Origin of the sequence: Bacillus sp. BPN334, from assembly GCF_008368885.1 — a bacterium.
Taxonomy (GTDB): Bacteria; Bacillota; Bacilli; order Bacillales; family Bacillaceae_G; genus Bacillus_A; species Bacillus_A wiedmannii.
This window is the reverse complement of the sequence record NZ_QOZW01000003.1, coordinates 71,442-96,065: the sequence shown is the minus strand read 5'-3', so window position 1 is coordinate 96,065 and position 24,624 is coordinate 71,442. Positions and strand designations below refer to the sequence as shown.

The window sequence follows — 24,624 nt, the reverse complement described above, 5'->3', positions numbered from 1 at the left end:
GTTCTATTCTTAGTATGCGTTATCTGTATTACGGAATTTATCAGCGATACGTTTTAAATCTGTTGAAATACCTTCTAAAATTGGAATGTATTGTTGCATTGCTTGTTTAGATTGCATAAATTCTCCACGGAATTTTGCTTGTGTTGCCCCAGCCCATTGTCCTTCTAAACTATTAATATCGCCTTCAAGTCTATTAATTTGACTTTGTGCTTCTCCTGCTGCGTTTTTAAAGTTTCCTGCGATTCTTTCAAGTTCTTCTGGTGTGATTTTAATTTCTGCCATCTTAATAATTTCCCCTTTCAAATCATAAATAATACAACAATTAGATTATAAACTATATTCATACAATTTTTAAAGGGTTTAATTACAAAAATATTCTATTTTCTAGTAATTTAACCCTATTTTAATATTATTTCACTTTTAATTCAGACCATTTCACACTAATTTTATCTGTCATCGTGCGAAGTAAATGTAATGGTGTATATGCACATTTTATTTTTATTGGCTTTCTACGTATGCAATACCCATCCCCACTTAATAATTCTTGATCCATTTCAGTATGTGGCAGTTTCATATTAAAGAAATACACATCATTATTTTGTGTCGTTCCCAATAAATATCCAATACTTCTCTTTCTAATTTCCGCAAACCATTTTTCATGAGAATAGCTATTTAAGCTAGACGTTGTAGCAGCTGTCATAAAGTGAATCCCTTTATTTTTACAGTTTTGGACAATTAGTTCCATTTTGTTTTTTGCTTCATAATCAGTAGATAATATAGTTAACATTTGATCGATATCATCAATCGCAATGATTATTCTCTTATACGGAATCTCCACTGTTGCGTTTGGATCTATAGAAGGCATTATTGGTTCTCTATTATTTATTAGCTCTAACAATTCATCTAACATTTCTTTTAATTGCATACCATCTGTAACTTTCTTCTTCACATGAGGTAAATCTCCAAGAGCTAATATGCCTGTAGGTCTTTCACCAAGGTCTACTAAGTATAGCTCAACCTTTTCAGGAGAGTATTGGTATGTAGTAGTGAACAGAAGTGTTTGTAAAAGCGATGTTTTTCCACCTTCTATTCTTCCCCCAACAAATATATGACTCATTTCATCTAAAGAAATACTTTGTAATTGAATATCCTCTGTTTCCATACCTGCTGAAATTTGGGCTGTTTCCAATTTTTCAACCATATGCTCTACAAATATTTCTTTAGGTACCATTGGAATGGCTTTTGCTTTTTCACCATCCCATTCTCCATTCATTTTTCGAATAATTGTTTTTAATTGTTGAGAGTACTCAAGTTCACTTTCACCAATAAACGGCAATGCTGCTTGGAATAATTCCGGCGGTTGTCCTTTCATTAACCCACGGCCAACAGGAACTTCAATTAATGGGAATTTAGGTCTGCCAACTAAGTTATGATATTCTGTTCCATCTTGTAATTCAAATGTAAGTGCCATCGGTATATTATTACGAACACGATCAAACATATCAATTGTTTGATTCAGAGAGAAATAGAAATATACACCGTATGTACTTGATTCACGCAATAATAATTCTAATACTTCATTTTCTTTCTCGAATTCATTTTTGAACCTTATATAACCATCTACCATTACTACTATAGCTGGTATTTTCTTTTCTACCATTCGGTTATACATAGAGAATGACTTTGCACCGATATTAGAAAAGCTCTCTTTTCTAAGCGTGATTTCCTTCTTTAAAAATCCGAATAGACGTTTCATTTTCTCATTTTCGCCTTCTTGTATAATCCCACCAATATGAGGTAAATCTCTAAAATCTAAAAACATACGACCAAAATCAATAACATAGAAATTCACTTCTTCTGGTGTGTGAGATACAGCTAGAGACATAATAATAGTTTGCAACATCGTTGTTTTTCCTGTACCTGGCATACCATAAATATTTAAATGCCCTTCTTGTAAATCTAACTTCAGCGGAAATTGTGCTTGTTTTGCAACATCATCAATTAATCCAACTGTTACTTGTAAATATTCTTTCGGTTTATTCCACTCACCAATTGTCCAATCTTCCATAGCATAAAATTCTTTTAACAATAATTTTTCCGGTAATGGATCCAGCCACGGTCCTGGTAATGCTTTAATATTTTCTTTTTCTGATACGCTCTGTACATATTGAATGAAAGCTTGTAATTGTTTCGGACTATTTGTCATTGGTTTTGGACGCTTTTTCACTTTTATTCTTTCACCCGAGAGCTTAACTTCTGTAAAATCAACAATATCAAGAACTTTCTCTTCATCTGGATTATAAGGTGCTCCACTCCATGCAGACTGGAATAATTCCAATACTTCATTGCTACCAACTTGGAGATACCCTCGTCCTGGTACATTAATTTTAGATGCATCTGGAATCTTTAACATTTCACGACTATCCGCATCATCTTGTACACGTAAACAAATTCGAAAACGCGAGTTACTCCAAATCTTGTCATTTACAACCCCTGAAGGTTTTTGAGTTGCTAATAATAAATGAACTCCTAACGTCCTTCCTATTGCAGCGACACTAATTAGCTCGTCCATAAAGTCTGGTTGTTCCTTTTTCATTTGAGCAAACTCATCAATAACAATAAATAAATGTGGTAAAGGTTCTTTTTCACGCCAGCTTGTTTCATAATATTCATCTAGATGCTGAACATTTCCAGCCTGAATGAATAATTTTTGTCTCCGCTCTAATTCTGCCTTTAATGAAATTCTGGCACGCTCAATTAAGTTTGGATCTTCTAAGTTCGTAATAGATGCAATAATATGCGGTAATCCCGCAAATGTGTTTGACATTCCACCACCTTTATAGTCGATAAGCATAAATGCCATCTCATGAGGATGATAGGTTGCCGCTAACGCGGCTATTATAGACTGAATCACTTCACTTTTTCCTGATCCAGTTGTACCAGCCATTAGACCGTGCGGACCATGCCCCTTTTTCTCTATTTTATCGTGAATATTTAGAAAAACAGGTTTACTTCCTTCTCTTACACCAATTGGAACCGGTAATGAAGTCGGATACCGATTTTCTTTCCATCTCTCTAGCACTTGTAACTCTTCCATGTTTTTAGCTTGAAACAAGTCTAAAAATGTTAATACTTTCGGAATGTTGGCTGCTGTAGAACTTTTCATTCGAATTGGAGCAATGTTTCGCGCTCCTAGCTCACATCGTTCGAATGAAAGTCGATCTACTTTAAAACTCGCACGCGTTGTTCCATTGTTTTCAGCTGAACTTGAAAACGTTTCTACTAACTCTCCATTTTCTCCATTTAAGCTTATTACAAGATCACATTCCATCGGTAACCTTTCCCTTTGTTCTGCAAAAATAAATGTAGAAGCTCCTACACTTTCACCTTCTCTAAGTAACATTGGAGTTAAAGGATCATCCTCTAAAAATTCTCTCGCTGATAAGAAAAAGACATACATCGGAATTAAAGGAACTTTTGCATCCGCTTGCGCAGAAGAATTATATATTCTGCGCATATTAAGTGGAGTAAATAATACTTCTGCTAGTTTCTGTGCATCTTGTTGATTTTCAGATAAAAAGCGCATACTTCTCTGTTCATCCCATACGTGAGGAAGCCACCTCATCCAATCCCATTGTTTTTTTTCCTTTTCATGATAAAATGCTGCTATTTTCACTTCATTTGGTGCATGATGCGTCATAATTTGTGTCGTTACAATTCGAATAAAGTTTAGTCTATCTTCTTTATTTCCAACTACACCAATTACATCGTTTTTTTTCAAAGAAATTGAAATGTGTCCATTTGGTATCGTATTGAAATCCCTTTTCACATTTTGCGCTTCTGTAACTAATGGATTTTCTTCATAACCTTTCTGCTCAGGCACCTTCAATTCTACAAGGAATGGTCTTTCTCCTGTACCAATACGAATATCTAAAAAGTCTGGACTTTCAGGTGTACGCTCCCATAAATTACTTTCCCGATTTTCAATTCTTTGTACACTTTTTAATGGGCTTGGGTTTTGTGTAATTAAATATTTTGCTTGTTCAACCTTTAACGTATCTAATTCCACTCGATGCTTTTGAATTTGCTCTAAGTACCTTGTTTGTAATTGTTCAACCATTTGACGATGTTCTTTCTTTTTACGGAAATGCCCCATCGTTGTAATTATATATGACCCCAACATCGGAATACTTGAAACCATCATTAATGGCATATAACTTGAATTCATCTTCATAAATTTCATCATTACAAAATATAATACCAATGTTAAAACCGTCATCATTGCAGGCAGTAACATTGTTTCAATTGAAAACTTCGGCTCCTCCGGTATATTCGGTGGATCATGAATAATAACATCCCCTGTCGGTATATCTACTTTCACACGCGGAGAGCGTTGAAAATACGGTGATTTTTGCACAAAACATTTCTCCTTCCCCATCCAAAAACTATTACTCAATGATTTTCCATACATAATCTTCTTCACTAGAAGACATACCTTGTTTAACAGGTTCATTATAAACTTCTTCTGCCGGCATCATTTCAAAAGAAGGGATAATTGTCCCTTTTTTATGTAGTATTACATATTGTCCATCCCACACATCATTATCGCGCAACGTTTCATCATTTCGAATAGAATGCCACTCTTCTTTATCTTTTGCCACTCTAATTTCATAGATCCCGCTTAATGCTTCATCTATTTTTTCATGATGTAAAATTGCTTCAATAATTTGTACCGCTTTCACGTCATTTGGAATTGCAATATCAATTTCTTCATTTGACTGTTTTATGTATGTCACAATAATCTCTTCCACGTTTATTCACCTTTTTTCCATCATGTTTGTTACCAAGAAACATCTAAAAATGAAATATCATCGCTTGTCGGAGAGTTCTGTGCCCTCTCAATTTCTTTTAACACTTCCTCAAAGTTATACTGCTTAAGCGGTACAAGTCCGTCTGAGTGAATAACTATCCGATTAGCTTCTTGTCTTGATAATGTCTTTGAAAAAACCGCCAATTCCACACCAATAATGCCTCGCTGTGTAGACCATCTTTTCTCTATATTTCTCTTAAACTTCATTACATTCGAACAATTCTCCTTATCTTGAAACAACTGTACAAATGAATCGCCATGTGTAACTATCGTTATCTTTGCTTTATCTTGATTTGAAATAAGTTCTATTTTCCCTCCAATAAACATCGTTTCACTACCTTGTTTTCGCTTTTCTTCCAAAACATCGCGTAGTAACCACGGTGTTTCTTCTGGCAATCGAAATGCACTCACTTCCTCTGAAGCTTCTTCTATCCAATTTTTTAACTGTTCATTTAATAATGTAGCAATATCCAGTCCACTTTCTTGACATGTTTCAAACAAGTTTACTAACTTCATACCAAGAAATTTCGCAGCAATTTCACCATGAAAAGACAGCCCTACACCATCACATAACGCAAATATGAAACTAGTTCCATTATCTAGAAATACTAGAAAGTCTTCTCCACTCTCGTTTAAATCCTGCGTTTCTTTTGCTCTTACATAGCTATATCGATAAGTAAAATGTTTCGTTTCCTTTTCTTGCAATACCGTTTCTTTCTCTTGAGATAGAATATATTTCATCATACTTCTCTCCTATCGAACCGGCGTTGCAGCAGACATTTGAAATCCAAGTGATACTAAGTCCGCATTTGTCCCAGGAAACATCATCACAGCACCATCTGCAATATGAAACCCATGTTCCATCATCATCTCACGATAGCTTTGAGGGATAGGCGATGAAAGTCTTTGCAACTTTGCACCATATTCATCTGTAATCTCTGTATTTGGCATAATTCCTTCCCACTTCTTTATATTAGAAATTTGTTCTTGCATAATTTCATCTGAAATAAAAATATTTTCAATTAGTACGTTTCCATCAGGTACAGACATATTCATAATTCTTCGTACAATTAATTCTGGATCTTCACCAGTTGATGCCCCATCTGTCATATGACAGACAATAGGAGCTGGCCCGTCTTGTAAATTTGGTAGTTCCTTTTGCAATAACTTCTCCACTACAGAGAAAGCTTTTGCTGTATCAGTTAAACGATGCGTTTGGATTTTTTCTAGTGGGCGAAGTCTTGCTACCTCATCTATTGTTTTCACACCACCCAATAAATCAAAAACATGATCGCTATAGGCTAAAATAGATAACTTATATCTCGGAAGCAAGCGACTACCTTTTGTTGAACGAAATACCATTTGGCGAATCGCTAAAGAAAGAGCATCCGTTACAATATCAATTCTTCTTTTTTCTTCTCCGCCTGCATCCATCATTTGGTTCATTGATGCGCTTACATCAAGAAGATAAATTATATAAGCTGGTGTTTGCTGTGTTGCTTGAGTTTGATATAACATGTTTCATACCCTTCCATACATTATTATATGAACTTTTTTTATATTCATATTTCATTATAACTTATGAATTTTCTTTTTCTCAATTCATTATAAAATGTTCTTAATGTAATTTACATATTTTCACACAAAAAATTTATTCCTTTTAACATATGTTGAAAGGAATAAACCCCTTCATACTATAGAAGGGGTTTATTATTACGGTATAAGACGCATACAATCTCTCGGAAAGGCACTCGCCTCTCGTACATTTGTTAATTCTAATAGTTTGTATACAACTCTCTCTAATCCAATTCCAAAACCACCATGCGGGGGACAACCGTATCGGAATGTATTTAAATAAGATTGAAATGTATCTGGATGTAATCCCTTTTCTTTAAAAGAAGCAAGTAACATTTCATATTCATGAATTCGTTGTGCCCCTGATGTTATTTCTAATCCTTTATATAGTAAGTCGAACGAATCAGTAATAGACGGATTCTCATTACTCGGCATCGTATACATCGGCCTAGCTTCTTTCGGATAATGTGTAATGAAAACTAACTCACTCTTATATGTTTCCTTCACATATTTCCCTAGTAGTTTTTCACCTTCTGTATCTAAATCCCCACTTGGCGACTCTTTCCGGTATTTATTTTTCAAAATTTCTTGTGCTTCTAACAATGTAATTTTCGGTATTTCTGTAATAGCAGGTACTTCTATTTGTAATAGTTGTAGTTCTTTTTCACAGTTTTTTGCTACTTGTCGAAACATATATCATAAAACATCCGTTTCTAATTGCATCACTTCATAAAAATCATGAATAAATCCAAGTTCTACGTCTAACGATATATATTCATTCAAATGACGGGAAGAATTATGATGTTCCGCTCTGTAAACAGGTGCAACTTCAAAAACACGTTCTAACCCTCCAGCTACCATCATCTGTTTATAAAACTGTGGTGATTGTGCTAAATAAGCTTCTTTTTGAAAGTATGGAAGTTTAAAAACATTCGCTCCTCCTTCTGCCCCTTGTGAAACAATTTTCGGAGTAAATATACGTGTGAAATCGTTCTCTATAAGAAATTCACTAAAGCTCTGAACGAGTGTAGATTTCACTTTAAATATCGCCGCGGTTCGCTCATGCCTTAATGATAATACCCGCTCATTCAGTAGTTGATCTAAACCAATTTGTAACTTCTTTTTATTTATTTCAAACGGAAGTGGTTCTGCGCCATTTAATATTTTCACTTCGTGAGCAAGCACTTCAACCCCTAACTCTGTTTTCGAAGTCTCTACAATTTCACCAACGACTTGCACAACACTTTCCACATCTACTTTAAATCCAGCTAACTCATGTTCTAATACACATTGCATAACTCCCGATCGATCCCTTATTAATAAAAAACTAACATTACCTAGATGACGAATCTTTTTTACCCATCCTTGAAGTAATACAACCTTTCCACCTTGCTCCGTACAATCTTTTGTGAGTGCACGCTTCATTATTGACTCCATTATTTTTCCCTCCAGTAATTTTATATTTATTTACGTTATTGTTGTCATCGTCATCATCCACGGTCACTCACCTCCTTTCAAAGAATACAAAAATCCGCCCCTATAAATAGGGACGGATTTTTCCGCGGTACCACCCAAATTGTCATAATGACCATCTTAGCCCTGATAACGGTAGGTACCGTTTGCTTTTACTAATTATCACGTTCAAAGCAACACTCACAGGTGTCTTTCCATCATGCGGTATCGCAATCTTCTCAGCAACCGATTGCTCTCTGTAGACCTTTGCATCATGTACTTTTCCTGATCCTCACTTTTTATATTTACAGAGTATTCTATCTCTTTGTTTTATAAAACGCAAGCCTTTTTAAATATATTTTGATTTTTCATATCCAATTTTGTACAATCTCCTCTAAAGCCATTCCACGTGAGCCTTTCAATAATATGATGTCCTTTTTCGTTATAACTTTTAATACTTCCTCTGCTATCTTGGCTTTACTATTAAATGACTGTACTTTTCCTGTATCATATTTCTTTCTTGCTTCTTCCGCTACAATTTCAGCTAACTCTCCATAAGTGAATACATATTGAATGCTCTCTTCATTTAACATTTTACCAATTTCTCTATGATATGTTTCAGCATTCTTCCCTAACTCCAACATATCCCCAATTACTATCATTTTTTTCTTATAGGCATTTAATGTCTGTAACGTTTCAATTGCAGCCTTCATTGAAGAGGGACTGGCATTCCATGCATCGTTAATAATTGTAAACCCTGTTTTAGCAGTTAAAAATTGAAAGCGCATATGGGTAATATTTACTTGTCGTAATGCTTCCTGTATTTTTTCTGTAGGGACATTATAATATTGACCTACAGCGATTCCGACAATCGTATTTAAAATATTATGTTTTCCATGCAAGGGAACATCGTACTGTATTTTTGAATCATTTAATTTAAAATGAACACCATATTCATCTAATTGCACGTTTGTTGGAAACAAATCATTTGTATACTTTTCACCAAATGTCTTACAATTTATACTCGATAGATTTTTATTTTGCAAAAGCAATGGTTCATCACCGTTATATAAAAACAAACCATTTCCTTTTAACCCGTCAATAATTTCTAATTTAGCCTTCGCAATCTCTTCTTTTGATCCAAGCGTCTCTAAGTGAGAATGTCCAATCATTGTAATGATCACTACATCTGGCTGTGCTATTATTGATAAGTTTCGAATTTGTCCTTTTTCACTCATCCCCATTTCAAGAATTAAAAACTCTGTATCTCGTTTCATCTCTAAAATTGTTAATGGTAAACCGATTTGACTATTAAAATTGCCCTTTGTTTTATGCACACGATGAGTTGTACTTAAAATCGTGCTTATTATATCTTTTACCGTTGTCTTACCATTACTACCTGTAATTCCAATTACTTTTACATTTAGCTCTTTTCGATAAAATTGTGCCAATTGTTGCAAAGCAAACAAAGTGTCATCAACAAATATAATTGGCATCCCTTTTGGCGGAGTGCCGTAAGACTTTTTCCATAAGGAAGCGACAGCTCCATTATCGAATGCCTCTTTCACATAATCATGTCCATCTTTCACCCTAATGATTGGAACAAATAAATTTCCTTCTTTAATGCTTTTGGAATCTATGCAGACACCATGTATCTCTATGTGATGAAACGATTCTTGTAACCCTTCACCACCTACTACTTCTTCAAGTTTTTTCAAATTCATTTGAATCAAACTATCACCTTTTTTCTATTTTATTACATAATTTCCGTTTCATTTACGCATATTGATAAAGTGAAACTTTAATCAGTGGGGATTTTGTTCCTCCCCACTGATTATCAGCCCTCACCAATCGGGCTTTTACGGGCAGTTGATCCCCCACCTAACTTCTTTGCTTTCCCTGAATTTTGAGGTGGAGGGTCTTACTGCCCGTTAATGCGGGATAAAAATTTTATAGCGAGGTGTTTATATGAAAAAAGCGATTAGTTTCTTTCTTCTTTTGTTATGCCTAATTGCAGTGAATGAAACATACGCCTATTCACCAAAATCTTTACCAATCTCCCAAAACTCTGATCAATGGAAAGTGAATATTGATGAACCGAAGAACATAGATAAAAATATGCTTCAAGCTAAAGAAGATGAATTTAAAACATATCAATTTTCAGTAAAAAATGTTGGTAACAGTGAAGTATATAACGTACAAGTCGAAGTATTCCGCAACGAGCCAAAAACAAAAACGAAATATGAACTTTTCTCACGAAAGGAAAGTCGCTTAGCAAGTGGAAAAACTGGATTTGAACATACTAATTTTCCTGTTGCCACAAAATCAAATGAAGTTGATGTAATCATTACTTGGCAAGAACACCCTTTCCGCTCGATGCGAAACGGTCAAAAAGTTGAGTCTAGAAAATTTAAAGAGCATTTTGTTTTTAAAGATGAAAAAAATAAATAGAATGCGGATAAATTCACACTATCATTCCTATAGCTTACTTTACTAGTACCAGTGCTTAAGCAAATTAAAAAGTCGTGGCTTATAAACGCCACGACTTTTTATATTAATTCGTACTAATTCCTCTTGCTGCCCAAATACGATCGATATCAGCAGCATGTTGTCCGCCATATAAAAGAGCATCCGCTTGCTTAATCGCTTTTGCTCCATCACTGAATTTAGAGTTTGGTGTTAATGACCAGTGTGATTGTAAAATAATTTTCGTTGCTACATCACGTCCAAAAGCTTGTGCCATTTCGTATTGGCCTTGTGCCCAAATTTCCCCATCATCATGTACCTCATTTGTAACATCTTTCGGATACACTTTATTCGTATCTAAACGGCGTAAGCACGTTGGATCTGAACTAGAATAAGCAGTCGCATCCCATTCTCCAACACATGCTTTTCCGTAGCCTGTTGTCGATACTGCATCTTCATACGTAGCACCTAAGAAGTCACCAAATCCTTCTCCCATCGCTCCTCCTTCTGCTGAACTACCAAAGCCAGGAACTTGGTTATCTTGAATTGAATGTCCGTATTCATGTGCGATAATACCAGCATCTTCTGCATCATCTACTCCGCCAGTACCAAAAGTTAAAGCTTTCGTTGTCGGAGAATAAAATGAGTTATCATCTGTCGTTCCATTCACATTCACTTTAATAGAGCGATTATTAATATTTTTAAAACCCAACCCTTGAATGTAACGTTGTATTGTATCGATATGATAATACGACATAACATCTTCAAAGCTATCATTTGCACGTGTATAGTTAAATTGTAAATTTGTAGATTTTGTTTTTGCTTTTGACGAAATTGTTACATACTCTCCAATTAAAAATCCTGTCCCATCTAAACCTTTTAACGTAACAGCCTTCAATTGATTCGTTAACGCTGTTGAATCTGCATCGTTATTATCTTTTAAGCCTACTTTGCTACCGCTAGATACTACTGGGTTAGGTAAAAATACTTTTCCTGTCCCTTCAGCTTTTCGGTTTATATCAACCTTTTTAATTAACTTCCCATTTTCTGCATCAATAAATGTTTCCCATGCACCAAATGGATTATTAGAATGGACTACAACTTTATATACTGGACGAGCAATTCCCTCTTCCACAATATATCCGAATTCTTTCTCTGTAGGAGCCCATAAGTTTTGCTCACTTGCTTCTCCAACATACGCCATTGATTTTTGTATTGCATCTTTTTCACTAATTTTTGTCGTTACTTCCTTCACACCTTTGACGGATTGATAATCAGATACAGCAAGTACTCCCTTTCCCTCTCCGTTAAGAGTAACTGTAATTTGTTTTGAAAATACAGGCGCACCATTAACAACTTGTTGGAATCTAACATATGAAGCTACTGACGTTTCTGTTGTAGAAATATATTGCAAGTCTGAAAGGTCTGTTTTCAATCCATACTGTGCAGCATTTTCTTTTAAATATTCAGTTGCTTTTTTCTGCGGCGAATAAGCTTCTAGCTTTACTTGCTGCTGTTTTTCCAATGCCGAAACCGTAGAAATCGTCCCCATTACTAACGGCACAGTCATTGCCATTGCCACCATTTTTTTATTAAACATAGAACCACTCCCCCTAATAAAGTAGCTCAACCTTATCCCATTACCACTAGGCAATCATTCCCCACAAAATGGGAGGATAAAAATTGAATCTACGAGTAATTCTCTATAAACAATTCTATTACCTTTCCATTTAGGGTGAGTGAAATTTTCTCAATATTTATGTATAAAATGAGAAAAATACTGTAGAAATATATTTCTACAGTATTTTATTTAGTATGCTATGAAGAAAGACCTTTGCTAGCGGTCCTATCGCATGAATTATGAGGAAATTCTAATCATACAAAAAGGAAGTTGGAATGATTCCAACTTCCTTTTTGCTTTAATGAGCCGCGCTTAATTTAATTCGAACTTTCGCTTCACCTAAAGATAGTTCATCGTCTTCATTCGTTAAGTTTCCAAATGTAAATTGCTTAACGAGTAAGTTTTCTTCCAACAACTCTTTATGATTCGTTAACGTTTGCTTTAGTTCTTCCTCTGTATCAAGAATAACATCGACTCGTAAATTAACTGGTAAATTCAACTGCTTACGATATTCTTGAACTGCTCGAATGAATTCACGCGCCACTCCTTCTTGTAACAATTCTTCCGTTACATTCGTATCTAACATAACTGTATATTGTCCGTTAGTCGTATTAGAGAACCCTGATTTCGCAACTTTCTCTACTAGTACATCTTCAGCTGTTACAACTACTTCTTCTCCTGATGCTGCTTCGTAAACTGCTCTTTCTGCATATACAAAGTGTTGTACTTCTTCTTTTGATAATTGTTTTAACCATCCATTTAATGCATTCACATTTTTACCAAACTTCGGCCCAGCCGCTTTAAAATTCAGCTTTAGTTGATAGGACATATATTTCGTTTCATCGAGTTCAACATGAAACGCTTTGACATTTAGCTCATCCATGACGATATCACGATAAGATTCCCAATCCATATCATTTTCATTATGCGCTAGTAATACAAGTTCTGCTAACGGCTGTTTTACTTTTAAAGAATGTTGATTACGGTTACTTCTTCCAAGTTCAACAACTTGTAAAACAGCATCCATTTCCGCTTCTAATTCCGGCTGAAGTAGTGATTCATTTACAACTGGATAATCCTCTAAATGAACGCTACTTCCAGTTAAATTCAAATGAATATCTTCAGCGACAAACGGTGTAAATGGTGCAATTAATTTACTAATTGTTACAAGTACTTCATGAAGTGTCTCATACGCAGCTGCTTTTTCAGCATTCATACCAGATTCCCAGAAACGATTACGTGATCGTCTTACGTACCAGTTACTTACTTCATCTACAAGCGCCGCGATTTCACGAGCTGCATTCGTAAATTGATAATCATCAAGTGCTGTTCTCACTTTTTTCGTTGTGCTATGCAATCTTGATAATACCCATTCATCCAATTTCGTTCGCTTTACATCATACGTTTCATTCGGGTTATACTCATCTAAATTTGCATATAAGACGTAGAAGCTATACACATTGACTAATGTATCTACAAATTTAGATTTTGCTTCCAGTACTGTTCTTTCCGAGAAACGTTTCGCATTCCACGGAGCACTGTCCACGAGTAGCGCCCATCTTAATGCATCTGCACCAAACTGATTTACTAAATCAACTGGATCTAGTGCATTCCCTTTACTTTTAGACATTTTCTGTCCTTCTTCGTCTAATACATGCCCTAGTGATAACACTCGTTTATATGGAACTTTTCCTGTATATAGTGCTGATACTGCTAATAAACTATAAAACCAGCCGCGTGTTTGATCAATGCCTTCTGCAATAACATCCGCTGGAAACTGTTCTTCAAATAACTCTTTATTTTCAAATGGATAATGATATTGCGCAAATGGCATGGAACCACTATCAAACCAAACATCAATTACTTCTGGTGTACGATTCATTGTACTTCCGCATTTTTCGCAGCAAACTTGCACTTCATCTACATACGGCTTATGCAATTCCAAATCTTCAGGTGTTTCTTTCGTACTATGCTTTCTTAAATCGGCAATGCTTTTCGGTGCGAATTGATGATCGCAACTTTCACATTCCCATACGTTTAATGGTGTTCCCCAATATCTATTTCGGCTAATATTCCAGTCCACCATATTTTCTAAAAACTTACCAAAGCGTCCATGTTTCATATGGTCTGGATACCAAGTAACAGAATCGTTATTTTGCAAAAATGTATCTTTAATTGCAGTTGTTCGGATTAACCAACTCTCTCCTGCATAATAAAGAAGTGGTGAATCACAACGCCAGCAATGTGGGTAGCTATGTTCATACTTTTCTTTATGATATAGTAAACCTTCCTTCGCTAAATAACGAACGATATCCACGTCACAATCTTTAACAAATTTCCCTTTCAAAAATGGTACTGCTTCTGTATATTCACCTTTCTCATCTACAACATGCAAGAATGACAATCCTTCACTTTGAACGACTCTATAATCGTCCTCCCCATATGCTGGAGCAATATGAACGAGTCCTGTACCACTATCTGCCGTGACAAAATCGGCTGTGATAACGTGATAGCCATTTGTAACTTCCTTCATTGGAAATGGCGGCATATAAGATGTGTTTACTAATTCTTCACCTTTATGAACAGATAATACTTCATAGTCTTCTTTTAATACATCTTGTACACGTTCTTTCGCAACAATATATACATGACCTTCTTGTTTCGCTTTCACGTATTCCATATTTGGATGTACAGCGAGCGCAACATTTGCTGGAAGTGTCCAAGGTGTTGTTGTCCACCCTAGGAAATATTCATTTTCACTATCTTTCACTTTAAACTTAACTGTTGCACTTAAGTCTTTTACTGTTTTATACCCTTGTGCAACCTCATGTGAACTTAGTGAAGTTTGACAACTTGGGCAGTATGGTGAGACTCTATGCCCTTTGTACAATAATCCTTTTTCATGAATCGTCCCTAAAATATGCCATACACTTTCGATATATGGATTCTTTAGCGTAACGTATGGATCATCCATATCTACCCAATAACCGATGCTTTCAGTGAATTCGCGCCACTGCTTCTCATATGTGAATACACTCTCTTTACACTTCTGAATAAATGGCTCAATTCCATACTCTTCGATTTCATGTTTACCAGAAATACCGAGTTGCTTCTCAACACCTAATTCTACAGGTAAACCGTGTGTATCCCATCCCGCTTTTCTTAACACTTTATAACCAGCCATCGTTTTATATCTTGCTACTACATCTTTAATTGTCCGTCCAAGCGCATGACCTACATGCGGTAATCCATTCGCCGTTGGTGGTCCTTCATAAAATACGAAAGACTGTGCGCCTTCTCGATTCTGAATTGATTGCTCGAAAATACTTTGCTCGTTCCACTGCTTACGAATACGTGTTTCTCTCCCTACAGCTGACTCTTTTACATCTACTTTCTTCATCTACAATCACTCCTTTTGAATATTTTAAAGCACACAAAAAACCCGTCCCTATGAAGTAGGGACGGGTTTAACCGCGTTACCACCCTAATTCTATTAGCTCTTCGCTAATAGCACTTAGCAACGTACTATCATACGTGTTCTTTGTAACGGTAGACATCCGTCCGGGCTTACTTATTTTCAGCCTCGGCTCCTCGGAGATGATTTTCAAATAACGTCTGCACACCGGCTTTCAGCTATACACCGGCTCTCTGGGGAACATTACATTATTTTACTCGTTCTCGTCTTCAGATTTGTATACTTTATTAAAAGCTATTTTATGCCATTGGGTAATTAATTGTCAACTAATTCGAAATATATATTTAATTATATCCTTTTTTCATTATTGCTCAAATTCTTGTATTCCAGCTAAATCTTCATCTTCTTCAAGAAGCTCAGCAAAGAACCCTGATTCATCCTCACGAAGAACAATTTCAAGCTCTTCCTTCGCCTCTTCAATTCTGTTTAACTGCGCTAAATAACAAGCATGATCATATCTTGCTAACAAATCACTCGCATCCATTGTTAATACATCATTTGTTATTTTTTCTGCCTTTAGTGTTTGTCCGGTACCATGATACGAAGATGCTAAAGAAAGAAGAATTGCTGCTTCATTTGGATGATGTATAGAAGCATTTTCTAATACATGAATTGCCTCTTCAAACCTTTCTTGACTTTGATACATTTCTCCTAAAGCTAGAAACGCTCTACTTACAAACGGTGTTTGCTCCGTTAATTGTAAGGTAATCTTTTCTGCTTTTCTTTCTTCTCCTATTTTAAAGAATACTTGCGCTTGTAAAAGAAGCGTATCATAATCATCTGGTAACTCTCGAACCATTTGCTTCGTTAATTCTGAAGCATCCCGTAACATATCTTCTTCCTCACACGCTATGAAAAGATTTACAAGTTGCTTCGCTACATCGTAATCCCATTTATTTTCTAACGATGTTTGTAATACATCTATCGCCTCTTTATACATCGCCACATTCTCGTAAAATAGTGAAAATCGCTGCGCTGCCATACTATTTTTTTGATTTAACTTTAACGAAATTTCATACAAATCAATGATTGTAGTCATAATCGAAATTTCTTTCGCACGGTTTTTCATACGATAAAAAGCTCTCGTAATTATGGATTTCTTCGGCTGTTCATTTTGTTGACGTTCAATCCATCTTTCCGTCACCGCAGATGCAGCATACATAAATGCCATACTTCTTTCTGCCTTCTTCACCTTTAATGTATGAAGAAAATCTCGTATGTTAGACAATTTCTTATGTTGTTCTATCGCTTTTACATACACATCAAATATTCGTTCATTATTTGCATCTTTTTGTATAACTTTCATTGCAATTTCAATTGCTTTTGCATTTCTTTTTTTCACTAACACTTTGGCATAATGATATAGAACTTCTATATGCTCACTATCTAATTGAAGTGCCTCTTCAATCTGTGCTTGTTCTTTATCTATTTCATCCATCGCTCCATACACATACGCAATTGCATCTAATCGCCATATTTCAGGTGCTTCGTCCGCTAATTGTTCTAGTTCTGTCAGTAACTCTTCCTGAAGACTCATTTCTACTGAAAGCTGTGCCAAATATTCCATATTAATATGCATCGGCTCTTCTTTCATAGCCTGAACCATATGACTTTGTTCTTTAGAACGATTTTCTTCTTTTTCATATATTTCTGCAAGCTGTAAATGTACACCTACGAAATTCTCATCAAGCTCTAAACATGTTTCATACGCTTGTTTTGCTTCTGTCAATTGCCCTAATGCCATAAGTGTTTCACCCATTCGGTAATAAGGTAATGCCGTTTCCTTTTGTTCTATCGCCTTATTATACCTTTTCATGGCTTGGCCGTACTGCCCAATAGATTCATATAAAATACCTGTATAACAACCGTATTCGCTTATTTCATTTCTTTCTTTGTGTAACGTTCTTAAGAATGCTATACCTCTTTGTACAAATACCGTTCCTTTAATTCGATTCACATATTCATCTAACGCGCTTGCCACATTATATTCGCTCTGCTTTATACCACTCTCTAACTTAGATAAAGCTACTTTAAACCCTTCTTCATTTCCACCAAGTTCAACCTCAGCATCCCATAGAACCATTCCCGCATTCATAAGAAAATCTTGGCTCTTTTCAATTTGTTTTTCAATACCGAGAATATATTGTTTCGCTTCCTTGTACTGTTCTTTCGCCATATAAACTTGCGTAAGTCCAAAGTGAGAATAAACATCATCATGATTTTCTTCTAAAGCACGATTATACAATGTTTCTGCTTCTTCCAGACTATCATTTTGAAAATGATAGTCACCGAGTTTTACGTATAGAGGTGCCTTATCGTCACAATTCTCAATACCTTTTAATAAAATTTCTTTCGTACTTTCCTCATCCTTCAAATCAGACTCGTATATTTCCGAAAGTTTCGTATAGATGTAAGGTGCATTACTATCCAAATGAATCGCTATTTTAAGCCCTTTTATCGCTAAATGTAATTTCCCTAAATGATGCGCACATCTCGCGCGCTCATACCATACATGTGCCTCACTTTTATTCTCTCTTAATAGGTCATTAAAAATTTCATACGCTTCTTCATATCTTTCTAAATCTATTAATATTAACCCATGATTCGTTAAAGTGAATCTTTCTGGACTACGTTCTAAAGCAACTTGAGAAAACTGCAACGCCTTTTCAGATTGATCGATATACATGTATGATAAAGCGAGAAAACTCCAAGTAATCGGCTGATCTGCGTCTAATTGTAATGATGAACGAAAACTTGAAATCGCTTCTATATAACTCTCCTGTTCAAAAGCATATCTTCCGTTTATTAAATGATATAAAGCACGATTATTTTTCTTCTCAACACTTGTCAGCATTTGCCCCGCTTTTTCTAATTCTTGAAGGCGAATAAAGCACTGCGCACCATGCAATTTAACAAAATCTGAGTTTGGAAACTTCTCCATTAACTTTTCAATACAACATATAATAAACTCATTATCTACTTCAACATCTAAATGCTTAACCGTATATAACCACGTATTCGGATTATCACTCGTTTCTTTTAAAAATTGTACTAAGTTATGAATCCCCTCTTTATCATGTTCATCTAAATGATCCGTAAGAGAAAAAATAGATTTAAAATAATGATTTTCTTCTTCATTTAAAAATGCTAATTGCTCCTTCTTTTCTTTCGGAACAAACGTAATCGCTAAACAACCTGTGTAACGATATTTTTCTTGTAACTTACTATATTCCACAATAACTGGTTCTATAAAGTTCGGATCTTGAACATAAAAAACTTGTAACGTATCATCATATCCAGATAGCACTTGCACATGTGAAGCATGCTCAATATCTATACTTAATAAAACAGGAATCCCTTCATCCAGTAGTCTCTTATAATTTTCTTCATTCCCTTTAAAATAACGATATTCATAACCTAATTCTTCTAAATAGGAAACGGTATCTGAAAACTTTGAGCCTGTCATATCAAAAATAAAATCTGCTATTTCATCTTGTGTACGTTTTTCTCCCCATAATTGCAACATCATTTCTAAACTTGTCGGAACACAATAATTATCCTTTTGTACAATAGGAACTATCGGTAAGTGCACCTTTTTTCCATCCGGATTTTTTTCTAAATTATGATATAAAGACTCTTTTAAACTTTTTTCTTCTTTTAATAACTGTTGTAAATCTACAAGTTTATTCATTTTATAAAGCGCTTCTGCACGTAAATGTACAAAGTAAGCTTTATACGCATGATAAGAAAGCTGATTATTTATGTTATCTATTACCGCTAACATTTCTTCATACTTCCTTAAATCTAATAAATATTTTACCTTTTCAAAATGAAAATATGGTACTTGCGGGAACTTTACAATCGCATCATCAATTAGCTGTAATGCACGTTTTTGTTCTCCTTGATTCGCATATAATTGTGATAATAAATAGGTAGATAGCTCTTCACAATCTTTATGCTGCATGCCGGCTATAAATTGTTCTTCTGCTTTCTCCCATTCACCTGTATGCATATAGACGTAGCCCCATTTATCAAATACGGCACGTGAACTGTACTCCTCTGCCTTTTGCATATAGATTAGGGCTTCTTCATTTCGTTTCATTTCCAACAAACATCGTACTAACGTAAAATATGTTTTCGCTAAAAGATCAGCTTCTATTTCTTCTTTACTTACCTCTTCTAATGAGTCTTTTAACAACTGTTCTACTTCAAGTATTTTCCGCTCATCAATTAACTCATCACAATATAAAGAGAGCGTTCTCATATTTGGGAATTTTTTGTAGGCGTAGCGAATGAGGAATGAACTGTATTGGTGCATAAGCCCTTCATCAGTAAGACGTATTAATATGTCAAACTCCTTATGTGAAGGAACACTAGCAAGCCAACTCTTTAAATAAGATAAAGTATTCTTTTCTTTTATATATGAAATTTCATTATTTATTTCCTGTAATCCATCTATAAATCTCTTGTCTTTCAAACAAGCATCTAACTGCTTAAAATCTAGCATGTATTCACCTCGAATATTTATTTGTACTGCTACTTGCTTAGATTTTACACATCATATTGTAGGTATTCAACTAAAATCTCTTATAATAGATGGTATTAATTAATATTATTCAAATTTATAACAAAATATAGTAAAAATGATTGTTTTCCCCCATATTTTGTTTAATTAAATGGAATAACGTAACATGAGGAGCTTATCTTTTGGAAGCTGAAATCCGTACATGAAATTATATCGGCGATTTTCAAAATATATCAGCGATTATACAGTGGATATCGACTTACCGACAAAAAATGACAATCCTCAATATACCTCTACCTTTTAACATTCTATGTCACCAAATGTAATTTTCATATTCGGAGCATATACTAAAGACGAATGCATTTGAAATGCTTTAAAAAATCGGAGTTCAGCTTCATATTGTGCTAGCGCATCATCATATATTAACCCTCTAGACATTAAACGTTCTATAAATTGCTGTTTATCACCCGGATCACCTGCAATTCCCTCTTCTTTTAACGAATGATACAACCTTTGTTTATCATTATGATGCATATTAGAATCTAAAAAGTTCACTTTATCACTTACTCTACATTGAATATTTTTTACGCCTAGTTCACTTAAAAATATCGGTATTTTCATACCAATATTTCCATCTTTTCCGCTTCTCTGCATGTCACTTTCAAATAACTTCTGCAAAGCACCTAGCCTAATAATTTCCGATTGATTCTCTCCATTTAAAGAGTATGAAGACATATTTGATATCCAATGTGGTTCAAAACAGATTATTTTTCCGTTCCTTTTAACTGAATGCATCATTTTTTGTACCATCATTTTTGGCGAACTCATATGTAATAAGAAAGCATGACAAATTGCTATATCGTATGTATCTTTCAATTCAATTTCTGTAGCATCTCCCTCAAGAAATTCTGTCTCATACGGAAGTAAACGAAACAACTCTCTCGCTTCAGATAATAATGTTTCTCCACTATCAATGCCTGTATACTTTGATCCTTCTGGAAGTAAAGGCATTAATACTAATCCTAAATAACCATATCCACAACCATAATCAACAATATGTACTGGCTTAGTAATCTTCCAAACCATATTTACTAAAAAGCTTACATAATCGTCGTTGTAATATAAATCTCTCGTGTTTTTTAAATATGTTATTTTACTGTTCCAATCGTATGTTTCCAAGTTTAACGCCTCCTTTTTATATATGACATTACAATTCTCCATTTAATATGGACATTCCTACACTTGAAACAATTCTAGAAAAGTTTAGATTTAATAAAATTAAACTTCTGCTTTCACATTTTCTATAAAAATAAATAGGCATACATATCTACTATGATACGTATACCTATTTATTTTACATCTCCTCAGGAGCCTCTACCCCTAGTAAACGTAATCCCTCTTTTAATACAACTGTCACAGCATACACTAATGCAAGTCTGCTGTCTTTCTCTTCACTCTCTTCCAATATACGTACATTTCCGTAATATTTATTGAACGATTGTGCTACATCTAATACGTATTTCGAAATGATTGATGGCTCATTTTTGTTGAAGGCTGCCTCAATTACTTGTGGGAATTTATTAAGTAATTTTACGACACTCCAGCTATGATCATCTTTTAATGCAAACGTACACGTTTCAAATTCTACACTTTCTTTTCTTAAAATAGAGCAAGCACGTGCATGTGTGTACTGTACATACGGTCCTGTTTCACCTTCAAATTTCAGCATATTTTCTAATGAGAATTCAATATTATGCATACGCTCATTTTTTAAATCATGAAAAATAACTGCCCCTACACCAACTTGCTTTGCTACTTCTTCTTTTTGTTTTAAGTTTGGATTTTTCTCTTCAATATTTTGTATTGCAAGGTCTATTGCATCTTCAAGTACTTCTTCAAGTAAAATAACTCTTCCTTTACGTGTCGACATTTTCTTACCGTCTTTTAAAATGAACCCAAACGGTACATGTTCCATGCCCTCAACCCAATTGTAACCAAGCTTTTTTAATACAGTGAAAAATTGATTAAAATGTAAACTTTGTTCTGGGCCAACTACATATAACGCTTTATCAAATGCATATGTGTTTTGACGGTATACAGCTGCCGTTAAGTCACGTGTTGCGTAAATCGTCGCACCATCTGATTTTCTAATTAAGCAAGGCGGCATTCCCTCTTCTTCTAAATTAACGACTAACGCGCCTTCAGACTCTTCAAGCAAATCATGTTCTTCTAAAATTCCAATAAAATCTTCCATTAAGTTATTATAAAAAGCTTCTCCTTGAAAATTAGTAAATTCAACACCGAGAAGTTCATAAATACGAGAAAATTCTTTTAAGGATTCGTGACGGAACCAATTCCAAAGCTCAACTGCTTCTTCATCACCTTCTTCTAATTTCTTAAACCAAGCGCGCCCTTCTTCTTCTAGTGCTTCGTCGTCTTTTACCTCTTCATGGAATTGAACATATAACTTAAATAGTTCACGTATTGGATCCTCTTTAACTACTGCTTCATTTCCCCATTTTTTATAGGCGGTAATTAACTTTCCAAACTGTGTTCCCCAATCCCCAATATAATTAATTCCTACAACTTCATAACCACATTTTTCAGCAATATGTTTCAGTGAGTTTCCAATCATTGTAGAACGTAAATGCCCCATTGAAAAAGGTTTCGCGATATTAGGAGAGGAATAATCGATAACTACAGTCTTTTCACATCCAAAGTGATTTTGACCGTACTCTTCTTTCTCCGCTAAAATCGTTTTTAATACTGCATCACTTACAGTTTCTCGATTAAAAAATACATTTACATAAGGGCCAACAGCCTCTACTTTCGTAAAGAACGGATCATGCAATTTCTCCGCAACTTCCTTTGCGATAATAGCTGGTGATTTTTTATATTGTTTCGCAAATAAAAAACATGGAAATGCCGCATCTCCGAATTCATCTTGTTTCGGCGTTTCGATTAAATCTAAAATTTGTTTTTGCGTTAATTCATTCGTGAAAATATTAGATAAACTTTCCGCAAACTGCGTTTTATAATCCATACTACAACCTCCTTAATTTTTAAAACACAAAAAACTCGTCTCTAAAAAAGAGACGAGTTTTAACCCGTGGTACCACCCTTGTTGTTCATTACGAACCACTTTCCCGTTTATAACGAGGACAGGGGGCCTCGGCTTACTCTACTATTCGTTCAAGAAGCATCTCCGAAGTGCGCTTCATCCTTTTCTTCCGCACTAGGCTCACACCATCCCTAGCTCGCTTTCCTTCGAAAAAAGACTACTCTCTTCATCACCGACAGTATATTTAATTAATTATTGCTTATTATACATCTTTTCAAACAATTAGCAAGGGTCAATTACACCAAAGTGAAACTTAGCACTTTTTCTTTTGTATACGTGAAAATTGTGTTTTTTAAATCTAGAACTACGGAAATGATCTTTCAAAACGACACGCTTTCTCGCCACACGCTTCGCTTCCGCAATTGTTTCGTCAGTAATATCATGATACAAAGCGAAGTGTTTTAATCCTTTTATTCCATCTGATTCTATAACAGTTTCTTCGAACATTGGATCAAGGTAAACGACATCATAACTATTATCTTCACATTGTTTTAAAAATGTGAAATGCTCCGTTTGCTTCACATCGATTCGTTGCATTGCCTCATCAATTTCAGAAACAGATGAAGACCATGTTTTCAAACCATTTTCCATAATATAAGCCATATACTCATTGCCTTCAAGTCCCGTTACTTTTCCGCTTTCACCAACAATATAACTAGCTACAATACTATCTGATGCCATGCCAAGCGTACAATCTAACACTGTCATTCCGCTCTCTAATTGCGTGGCTTGTACAAACGGATCATGTTCTCCGCGCATTAACCTTTTCACACGAAACATCGCTGAGTTTGGATGAAAGAAAAACGACTCTTCCGTTCCTCTCGGATAAATAGCTAATCGATTTTTCCCTACAACAAGTACATCTTGTTCATACTGCTCATGCAGTTTATGTACTGGTACGTCATTACGTTTAACGAAAGAACGATTTAATTCTGCTGCTACCTTGTTTGCGTAATCTGTCATTTCTTTGTTCGTTCTTCCTGCTGTTGTTACGATCATTGTTTCACCTCTATATAAAGAAAAGAGGGAGATTTACTCTCCCCCTTCTTTAGCAATTCTTTTCAAAAGCTTGTTCTAAGTTCGTAATAATTTCGTCCATAGTTGCACCTTCAATTTCATGACGGTGAATGAAGTGAACAACTTCTTTTCCTTTTAATAATGCCATAGATGGTGAAGATGGAGGAATTTCTCCGAAGTATTCACGCATTTTTGCAGTAGCATCTTTATCTTGGCCTGCGAATACAGTTACAAGATGATCAGGTTGTTTTTCAGCACGAACAACCGCTTGACCTGCTGATGGACGTGCTAAACCAGCTGCACAACCACAAACAGAGTTTACAACTACTAAAGTTGTACCTGCCGTGTTTTCCATAAATTCTGTTACAGCTTCTTCTGTAGTTAACTCTTCAAACCCAGAACGCACTAATTCTTGACGCATTGGGATTACCATTTGACGCATGTATTCTTCATAAGCATTTGACATCTTGTAATCTCTCCTTCAACTTTCATTCCAAATTCA

Annotated in this window: 14 protein-coding genes, 1 pseudogene and 3 other annotated features; of the genes and pseudogenes, 1 reads left to right on the top strand and 14 read right to left on the bottom strand. The window is 35.1% G+C overall.

Features of this window, described 5'->3' with window-relative positions:
- Positions 1–9: 9 nt before the first annotated feature.
- The 7 genes and pseudogenes from DN393_RS02175 to DN393_RS02145 all read right to left on the bottom strand — a co-directional run bounded on the left by DN393_RS02175 (position 10) and on the right by DN393_RS02145 (position 9,621).
- A complete protein-coding gene (locus DN393_RS02175; protein ID WP_064473935.1) occupies positions 10–282 on the bottom strand; it encodes a WXG100 family type VII secretion target in 273 nt (90 codons plus the stop codon).
- Between the two features lie 127 nt (positions 283–409).
- Positions 410–4,417 carry a type VII secretion protein EssC gene (gene essC / locus DN393_RS02170; RefSeq protein WP_142289300.1) on the bottom strand — a complete coding sequence of 1,336 codons (4,008 nt, stop codon included), beginning with the start codon at positions 4,415–4,417 and terminating at the stop codon, positions 410–412.
- A 31-nt stretch (positions 4,418–4,448) separates the two neighbouring features.
- Positions 4,449–4,811, bottom strand: a complete 363-nt coding sequence (locus DN393_RS02165; protein WP_064473937.1) for a ubiquitin family protein — start codon at positions 4,809–4,811, stop codon at positions 4,449–4,451.
- Between the two features lie 29 nt (positions 4,812–4,840).
- Complete coding sequence (locus tag DN393_RS02160) at positions 4,841–5,614, bottom strand: PP2C family serine/threonine-protein phosphatase (RefSeq protein ID WP_064473938.1); 774 nt, start codon at positions 5,612–5,614, stop codon at positions 4,841–4,843.
- A gap of 9 nt (positions 5,615–5,623) precedes the next feature.
- Positions 5,624–6,388: a vWA domain-containing protein gene (locus DN393_RS02155; RefSeq protein WP_064473939.1), complete on the bottom strand. Its 765-nt coding sequence runs from the start codon at positions 6,386–6,388 to the stop codon at positions 5,624–5,626.
- A 195-nt stretch (positions 6,389–6,583) separates the two neighbouring features.
- Positions 6,584–7,882: pseudogene (gene aspS, locus DN393_RS02150) on the bottom strand (aspartate--tRNA(Asn) ligase).
- A gap of 105 nt (positions 7,883–7,987) precedes the next feature.
- Positions 7,988–8,199, bottom strand: a binding site (T-box leader).
- Positions 8,200–8,265: 66 nt separating this feature from the next.
- Positions 8,266–9,621: a UDP-N-acetylmuramoyl-tripeptide--D-alanyl-D-alanine ligase gene (locus tag DN393_RS02145; RefSeq protein WP_142315115.1), complete on the bottom strand. Its 1,356-nt coding sequence runs from the start codon at positions 9,619–9,621 to the stop codon at positions 8,266–8,268.
- Positions 9,622–9,865: 244 nt separating this feature from the next.
- Here DN393_RS02145 and DN393_RS02140 point away from each other — a divergent pair, with 244 nt between their 5' ends.
- Positions 9,866–10,348: a hypothetical protein gene (locus tag DN393_RS02140; RefSeq protein WP_064473942.1), complete on the top strand. Its 483-nt coding sequence runs from the start codon at positions 9,866–9,868 to the stop codon at positions 10,346–10,348.
- A gap of 103 nt (positions 10,349–10,451) precedes the next feature.
- Here the strand turns inward: DN393_RS02140 and DN393_RS02135 are convergent, their stop codons facing one another.
- The 7 genes from DN393_RS02135 to DN393_RS02105 form a co-directional block, all read right to left on the bottom strand.
- Positions 10,452–11,963 carry a M36 family metallopeptidase gene (locus DN393_RS02135; protein WP_098102741.1) on the bottom strand — a complete coding sequence of 504 codons (1,512 nt, stop codon included), beginning with the start codon at positions 11,961–11,963 and terminating at the stop codon, positions 10,452–10,454.
- A 319-nt stretch (positions 11,964–12,282) separates the two neighbouring features.
- Complete coding sequence (gene ileS, locus DN393_RS02130; RefSeq protein WP_098102742.1) at positions 12,283–15,384, bottom strand: isoleucine--tRNA ligase; 3,102 nt, start codon at positions 15,382–15,384, stop codon at positions 12,283–12,285.
- A gap of 54 nt (positions 15,385–15,438) precedes the next feature.
- Positions 15,439–15,678, bottom strand: a binding site (T-box leader).
- Between the two features lie 85 nt (positions 15,679–15,763).
- Positions 15,764–19,966, bottom strand: a complete 4,203-nt coding sequence (locus DN393_RS02125; protein WP_149173284.1) for a bacteriocin-processing peptidase family protein — start codon at positions 19,964–19,966, stop codon at positions 15,764–15,766.
- A gap of 318 nt (positions 19,967–20,284) precedes the next feature.
- Positions 20,285–21,205 (bottom strand): class I SAM-dependent methyltransferase, encoded by a 921-nt coding sequence (locus tag DN393_RS02120; protein WP_081252594.1) that lies wholly within the window; start codon positions 21,203–21,205, stop codon positions 20,285–20,287.
- Positions 21,206–21,338: 133 nt separating this feature from the next.
- Positions 21,339–23,027: an arginine--tRNA ligase gene (argS, locus tag DN393_RS02115; RefSeq protein ID WP_149173283.1), complete on the bottom strand. Its 1,689-nt coding sequence runs from the start codon at positions 23,025–23,027 to the stop codon at positions 21,339–21,341.
- A 45-nt stretch (positions 23,028–23,072) separates the two neighbouring features.
- Positions 23,073–23,287 (bottom strand) — a binding site (T-box leader).
- Between the two features lie 40 nt (positions 23,288–23,327).
- Positions 23,328–24,104: a class I SAM-dependent methyltransferase gene (locus tag DN393_RS02110; RefSeq protein ID WP_149173282.1), complete on the bottom strand. Its 777-nt coding sequence runs from the start codon at positions 24,102–24,104 to the stop codon at positions 23,328–23,330.
- A gap of 49 nt (positions 24,105–24,153) precedes the next feature.
- Positions 24,154–24,588, bottom strand: a complete 435-nt coding sequence (locus DN393_RS02105; protein WP_000063705.1) for a BrxA/BrxB family bacilliredoxin — start codon at positions 24,586–24,588, stop codon at positions 24,154–24,156.
- Between the last annotated feature and the right edge of the window lie 36 nt (positions 24,589–24,624).